Below are 7570 nucleotides of genomic sequence, written 5' to 3'. Positions count from 1 at the left end.
CCTAAACCAATACAATCATTGGCTGTATCTCCATCAACACGAACATAAATACCTTGAACACCATTTACATCAGTAAGAACAATGTTGTTTGCGTAGTTATCAATGTTTGTAATGGCATTTACTTCACTCTGAGCTTCTTGAATTGTCTCGTAGTATGTAACTGTTAGTAATTGACCTGCTGGAAATAATGCCAAAACTTGCGCTGTAGCATCACTAAAGTCAAAGATAGAAACACCATCGCTATCCGTATCACAGGCAGTATACTCTAATAAAAAATCAGCTGGAATTTGAGAGGTGTCTACTTCTAAAAGTAACTGGGCAGGACGTGTACATCCATTTACCGTAGAAACAATCACATCTATAGTTTCATTATTGACAATCGCATTAGTATATGCAACAGGATCTGCAATTGCTATTCCTGCTTGATCAAAATATTGGAAAGTTTCATTTTCAAAATCTGCAGAAATCAATATTTCGCCTTCTGTTAAATTAAAAATAGCAAAACCATCATTATCTATATCACACTGTGTTAATAATGGAGCTGGATTTATAATTACTGGTAAAGGACCTACTTCTAATTCAATAGGAATTACAGTAAAACAATCTGTAAAATTATCATTTTCAAGCCTCGCAGCTATGGTCTGTGTTGTACTTGTAAATAATAATGGAAGTGGGTCTTGGTCTAAAAGTGCATCATTTGCATCAGCATGATAAGTAAGCGTAAATTGTGTTGGGTCCTGTGTTCCTAAAATAGTCGCTGTTAATGTAGATAAGTTGAAATCAGTAGATCCGTTAGTGTCACTTCCATCAGTAGCATTATCACATACAATAAATGGATCTGGAATTATAGGAATAGGACGTTCATTAACAATCACCATAAATGATGCGGTGTCAAAACAGCTATTGTTAAGCGTATTTTCTACACGAATAAATATTTCGTCAGTAGGAGAGTTGTATCCACCTGCAGTAGTTAGGGGAGCAGTATTCGTGTCAGCATCTGCTTGTGATAAATGAAAACTTACATTTACTTCTGCTGGAGTAAGTGGTGCAATGATAAATGGAATTAGGCCTTCTAAATCAAAAAATTCTAATCCATCATTAGAAGTGTCATCACAATTGATTTGATCTGGAACTGTATTTATAACAGGTAATATATCTACAATAAGATTGATAGGAGTTGTGTCAAAACACACAGCACTTAAATTATTTTCTATTCTAGCAAATATAGTAGATGTTCCAGCTTGATATGCTCCAGGAGTCGCTATAGGTGCCGTTCCATTTGTAGCATCTATGGGAGTTGTATGGAATGTTACGCTATATGATAAAGGGTTTTGTGTTCCTAGTACGGTACCTTCTAAAAGAGTCAGATTAAAAATTTCTAAACCATCATTAGTTGGATCATCACAAACAACTTGATCAGGTACAGGGTTTGCAATAGCAAAATCATTTACGGTAACAATGAAAAAAAGTTCAGAAGTACAATTGTCTGGATCGGCTTCGACTTCATCATACACAAAAATAGTGGTAGTTGTGGTAATCGGAATTGTCCAATCAATAAGGCTTGTGGTAGGGCTAAATTGTGGTCCATCATAATATTGTGGATTATTTAAGAAATTTCCTGTGATAGTACTTGGGTCTGGTAATGAGAATGTTTCACAAGCATCTATATTAGGGATAGGGTCTAATACAGGAGCATCTACAAGTGTAACGGTAATATCTACATCTATAGGATCACAATCACCTACAGCAACATAATTATATATTAAAGATGGATTAGAAATTGGATCCGTAAGAGGGTTAAAAATATCTGTTCCGCTATCAAGTGGAGGAGTCCAAGTTCCTCCAGTAGGTGGATTTCCGTCAAATCGATCTAATAAATTAATAGGACCCGCATCTGTACATACATCTGTTGCTGTATCTTCTGGCGTTACAGCAAACCCAGAATAATATCCTCCAAATCCTGCAGATCCACCAAGTCCTTGACTTACATCCCTATTGTCACTTCCAAAAAGGCCTACAGCAATAGGGCCGTCTGCAATAATAGAAATATCTCCCATCTGATCTTCTAAAAAATAAGTCTCCCAATCGGGTGTTCCGGGGTTTCCTAACGCATCAGCAACAGGGATTACAGCGCCATTTACAGTTACTGTATTCCCTACTCTTGAGGTGATTAAAAGATTTCCTACATAATCCTCAATACTATTGGGATATATTTCATCTACAGCAGGTATAAGATCAACATCATTTTGAAAGAAGCAACTTAACGGTGGAATAAAATTCATACCAGGTGTTGCATCTGGAACATCAGGTGGCGAGTCAAAGGGGAAATTTTCTCCAGATCGACCAGCTAAAAATTGATATACATAAATACTTTTTGTGTCATCGTTGGTACTGATATACATATTTCTATGTACTGCATTGGGATCTGCTGGTAAATACAGATTATCATCGTCAAGGAGGATATGTTCTCCTGTATTTAAGGTGACTCCAATTGGATTTCCATTTACAAATATCTCTGTGTTATCTTGATTAGCGATGATAAGAGGTCTTTCCGATACTGGGTTTCCTCCTCCACGTATCAGCATATATTCAAAACCTGTGGCACTTTCATCTACGATTTGATCAATCATATGATCAGACCATTGATCTGCAGCAGCGTCAGGATTAGGCATTGTTCCTCTAAGATTACCACTATTTACTACAATAGGTTTATCGGCTGTTAATAGCGCCCCGATAAAACCTTCACTATTATCAGGATCTATACTATATCCAGAAACTACAAATGTCTCTCCTGCATTTAGTATAGGATTAGGATTTAATCCATTTTCAAATGTCATATTTGCAGCATCATAATCAGAAAATGTAATAGAAGTATTATCTTCTGTAGCCATAATAGATGCAAAAAAATTATGTGCAAAATTATTTGGATTAAGAGGGCAGCTTCCTAGTCTGAAGCTTTGTCCAAGTGCATCTTCGCCTTTTGCAGTTAAGTAGCCTGCATGATTAAAATTATAGGTTCTTAAGCTTACATAGAATAATTCAGTAGATTCTAGTATAAGTCCTTTGTCAGATATAGGAGTGTTGAGTTCAAAGTTTTGAACAATAATGGGGGAATTGGTTATTAAATCAGGCTCATATATTGCTGGGTTTCCTTGAGAAATAGTAAGTGTTGTTAAAATGGTTCCATCACCTCTAGATATCGTTACGTTGATAGGTGTAGGGAATGGAGTGGATACGTATATGGTGGCATCTTGAATGTTAGAGCGTGCATGAAGTGGTGGTAAGTAATGGGTACTCCCTAATTGAGCAAATGATGGAAGGGTAAATAAAAATAATAGTAATAATAAAAAGTAGTTTTTTATTCGCATAACCTATATGATGATTAAATGAAAGTAAGGCTTCTAAAAATAAGTATATATTTTAAGATAGCTTTATAGAATCTATGTTTTAACAGGTGTTTTGCTGAATAAACGTGTTAATTTTAAACAAAAAGCTTTCTTTTTAAAATAGATTGTATCTGTTATGTTGTATTTATATGCTTTCGCGAAAGCGTTATATTTACATAAAACAATACATATATGACTAGTAAAGTAACTTATATAGGAGATTTAAGAACAGAAAATATACATCTCAAATCTGGAAATACATATATAACAGATGCGCCTACTGATAATCAAGGAAAAGGAGAAGGGTTTTCGCCTACAGATACTATTGCGACAGGGTTAGCAAACTGTATGCTCACTATTATGGGAATCAAAGCAAAACAAATGGAACTTTCTATCGATGAGACAACAGCGATGGTAACTAAAATAATGAGTGCTGATCCTCGAAGAATTTCAAAGATTAAAGTTGTATTTGATTTCCCTAAAGGCATAACAGTAAAGTCTCAGAAGATATTAGAACATACTGCAAATACATGTCCAGTGCATTATAGTTTGCATCCAGATATTGAAAAAGAAATCACTTTTAATTGGTGATGTACACAGTAAGTATTTAATGAAAAAAAAGCCTTGTCATTTGACAAGGCTTTTAAAAGAGTTAATTGTTTATTATAAATTCGGCTTCAGCCTTATTTTACTTTGTTTATTATTGCTGCAAAAGCTTCTGGGTGATTCATAGCAAGGTCTGCGAGTACCTTACGGTTAAGCTCGATATTATTTGCTTTTACTTTCCCCATAAACTGAGAGTAAGACATCCCGTGCATACGAGCACCCGCATTAATACGAGTAATCCATAAAGAACGGAAATTTCTTTTCTTTTGACGACGGTCTCTGTATGCATATTGCATTGCTTTGTCCACCGCATTTTTTGCAACTGTCCAAACGTTTTTACGACGTCCGAAATAACCTTTTGCTTGCTTCAACACCTTTTTTCTTCTGGCTCTTGAAGCTACTGCGTTTACTGATCTTGGCATAATTTTACTTTTTTTGTAGTAGGCGGTCTAAAAGACACTTGCTCAATTTAATGGCCTAACTCCAGGGTTTATAAATTTTAATGTAACCGGTTAAAGTAATTACTTCATACGAAGCATTAGTTTAACATTGTTTTCGTCTGATTCATGTACTAATCCGTCATGAGTCAGTTTAAGCTTACGTTTTTTAGATTTTTTTGTCAAAATATGACTCTTAAAAGCGTGCTTTCTTTTGATTTTACCAGTTCCTGTAAGCTTAAAACGCTTTTTAGCACTGGATTTTGTTTTCATTTTAGGCATCTTTTCCTAGTTTTATTAATTAACTCTCTTTCTTTTAATGACCTTTTAGCAAGGCATTTTATCGTTAATAAACCCCTGAATTTATAAAATTCAAGGGTTTGTTATATGAATACCGTTTATGGTATATTTTATTTCTTCTTAGGAGCGATAAACATAGTCATACGCTTTCCTTCAAGACGAGGTAACTGTTCTACTTTTCCTAGTTCTTCTAATTCTTGAGCTAGTTTAAGTAAAAGGATTTCTCCTTTGTCTTTGTAAATAATAGAACGTCCTTTAAAGAATACATAAGCTTTAAGCTTAGCACCTTCTTTTAAGAACTTCTCTGCATGCTTCTTTTTAAATTCGTAATCATGGTCGTCTGTATTGGGTCCAAAGCGTATTTCTTTAATAATCACTTTAGAGGCTTTTGCCTTCATGATTTTTTCACGCTTCTTCTGCTCATACACATACTTTTTGTAGTCAATGATCTTACAAACAGGTGGAGAGGCATTAGGTGATATCTCTACGAGATCTAGTTCTAGATCTTCTGCTATACTTAATGCTTTCGCTATAGGATATACTCCTACATCTACATTGTCTCCTACAAGTCGTACTTCACGAGCACGAATTTTTTGATTGATCTTGTGTTGATCTTCTTTGATAATCCTTGCGGGACCTTTCGATCTTTTTCTACGTATTGCTATGGCTTACTATATTTAAAATTAAACTTCAAATGTTTTTATTGTGGCTGCTACTTCGGTTTGTACCGCTTTCGCGAAAGCGTTTACTGTCATACTCCCCATGTTGTCACCACCATGACGTCTTACAGAAATTGTGCCATCTTTTTCCTCTTGTTCGCCTACGATAATCATAAAAGGGATTTTTTGCATTTCTGCATCCCTAATTTTTTTACCCATAGTCTCACTTCTATTATCTGCAAGGGCGCGAATTTCGTGATTTTCTAGCAAATTTAAAACTTTTTTAGCGTATTTTTCATATTTCTCACTCAGTGTAAGTATAATAGCTTGCTCTGGCATGAGCCATAAAGGAAAATTACCGCCTGTGTGTTCAAGTAAAATAGCAATAAAACGTTCCATACTTCCGAAAGGAGCTCTGTGAATCATGACAGGTCTATGTAGTTCATTATCACTGCCCTTGTATGTTAATTCGAAGCGTTCTGGTAAGTTGTAATCTACTTGAATAGTTCCTAATTGCCAACTTCTTCCAAGCGCGTCTTTGACCATAAAATCTAATTTCGGTCCATAAAAAGCAGCTTCGCCAGTTTCGACAATATAATTCAGTCCTTTCTCTTTTGCGGCATTAAGGATAGCGTTTTCTGCTTTTTCCCAGTTTTCATCACTCCCAATATATTTTTCAGGTTTTTCAGGGTCTCTTAAAGATACTTGTGCTGTAAAGTTTTCAAAACCTAATGATCCGAAAACATAAAGAACTAAATCGATAACATTTTTAAATTCATAATCAATTTGATCAGGTGTGCAGAAAATATGTGCGTCATCTTGTGTAAATCCTCTTACGCGGGTTAGGCCGTGAAGTTCTCCAGATTGTTCGTAGCGATATACAGTTCCAAATTCTGCATAACGTTTTGGAAGTTCTTTGTAGCTCCAAGGACGTGCATTATACATTTCACAGTGATGAGGACAATTCATAGGTTTCAATAAAAATTCTTCTCCATCTGCAGGAGTGTTAATAGGTTGAAAACTATCTTCTCCATATTTGGCATAATGTCCAGACGTTACATATAGTTCTTTCTGTGCAATATGTGGAGAAACTACCATTTCATAACCTGCCTTCTTTTGCGCATCTTTTAGGAAGTTTTCAAGTCTTTCTCTTAAGGCAGCGCCTTTTGGTAGCCACAAGGGAAGTCCTTGTCCAACTTTTTTAGAAAATGTAAAAAGCTCTAATTCTTTTCCTAATTTTCTATGATCTCTTTTCTTGGCTTCTTCTAGAAGCTCTAAATATTGCTTTAAATCTTTCTGTTTTGGGAAAGAGGTTCCATATACACGAGTGAGTTGAGGCTTGTTTTCATCACCTCTCCAGTATGCGCCAGCAACACTCATGATTTTTACAGCTTTTATAATGCCTGTATTAGGGATATGTCCTCCGCGGCATAAATCAGTAAAGGTGTCGTGATCGCAAAAAGTGATAGTTCCGTCTTCTAGATTTTCAATAAGCTCAACTTTGTACTCATTGCCTTCGGCTTTGTATTTGTCTAATGCTTCGGCTTTTGAAACAGCTCTCATTTTAAATTCATGCTTTCCTCTAGCGATTTCTAGCATTTTATCTTCAATACGCTTGAAATCTTTATCTGAAATAACATGATCGCCTGTGTCTACATCATAATAAAATCCATTTTCAATAGCAGGTCCTATAGTAAGTTTGATTCCTGGGTATAATTCTAATAAAGCTTGTGCGAGTACGTGAGATGATGAGTGTCTAAAAGCTTCTTTCCCTTGATCATCATTCCAAGTGAATAAAACTATAGATCCATCTGTGGTTAATGGGGTAGAGGTTTCAACGGTTTCATTATTGAACGTTGCTGATATAACATTTCTAGCAAGTCCTTCGCTAATACTCTTTGCGACATCCATAGGAGTCGTTCCATTTTCCATTTGTTTTACACTGCCGTCTGGCAAGCTTATATTGATCATAATATTGTATTTACAGAGCAAAGATAATGTCTTCTAGTATCGTGTACAATATCCAAATCATCTATTACTAAAAGATATTGTGTTTTTCTTTTTGTTTATAGTACATATATTAAGGACAAAGTATTTCTGTTCTATTAGTTTGAGTTATTTGTTTTTCAGTCATTTACATATTTTTTCAAAAAAGGCTGTTATTTTTCTTTTCAGTTAAAAA

At 35.2% G+C, this 7570-nt stretch carries 6 protein-coding genes; 1 reads left to right on the top strand and 5 read right to left on the bottom strand.

From position 1 onward, the window contains the following. A partial coding sequence (locus Q1A01_RS23355; protein WP_299685915.1) for an IgGFc-binding protein occupies positions 1-3368 on the bottom strand: 3368 nt, incomplete at its 3' end. Between the two features lie 210 nt (positions 3369-3578). On the opposite strand from Q1A01_RS23355, the gene Q1A01_RS23350 reads away from it, so the two are divergent. Further along, positions 3579-3977, top strand: coding sequence for an OsmC family protein (locus tag Q1A01_RS23350; protein ID WP_299685912.1), 399 nt, complete (start codon positions 3579-3581; stop codon positions 3975-3977). A gap of 92 nt (positions 3978-4069) precedes the next feature. Here Q1A01_RS23350 and rplT read toward each other — a convergent pair whose 3' ends face one another. The 4 genes from rplT to thrS all read right to left on the bottom strand — a co-directional run bounded on the left by rplT (position 4070) and on the right by thrS (position 7359). Continuing rightward, on the bottom strand, positions 4070-4414 hold the full coding sequence (gene rplT / locus Q1A01_RS23345) for a 50S ribosomal protein L20 (protein ID WP_299685909.1): 345 nt from the start codon (positions 4412-4414) through the stop codon (positions 4070-4072). A 99-nt stretch (positions 4415-4513) separates the two neighbouring features. Then, a complete protein-coding gene (gene rpmI / locus Q1A01_RS23340) occupies positions 4514-4711 on the bottom strand; it encodes a 50S ribosomal protein L35 (RefSeq protein ID WP_299685906.1) in 198 nt (65 codons plus the stop codon). Between the two features lie 128 nt (positions 4712-4839). Beyond that, positions 4840-5331 carry a translation initiation factor IF-3 gene (infC, locus tag Q1A01_RS23335; protein ID WP_143337250.1) on the bottom strand — a complete coding sequence of 164 codons (492 nt, stop codon included), beginning with the start codon at positions 5329-5331 and terminating at the stop codon, positions 4840-4842. 81 nt (positions 5332-5412) lie between these two features. Further along, a complete protein-coding gene (thrS, locus tag Q1A01_RS23330) occupies positions 5413-7359 on the bottom strand; it encodes a threonine--tRNA ligase (protein WP_299685903.1) in 1947 nt (648 codons plus the stop codon). Positions 7360-7570: the final 211 nt, after the last annotated feature.

Origin of the sequence: uncultured Dokdonia sp., from assembly GCF_947492815.1 — a bacterium.
In the GTDB taxonomy this organism is placed as follows: Bacteria; Bacteroidota; Bacteroidia; order Flavobacteriales; family Flavobacteriaceae; genus Dokdonia.
The sequence above is the reverse complement of the archived record's forward strand: the minus strand, read 5'-3'. Positions and strand labels throughout refer to the sequence as shown.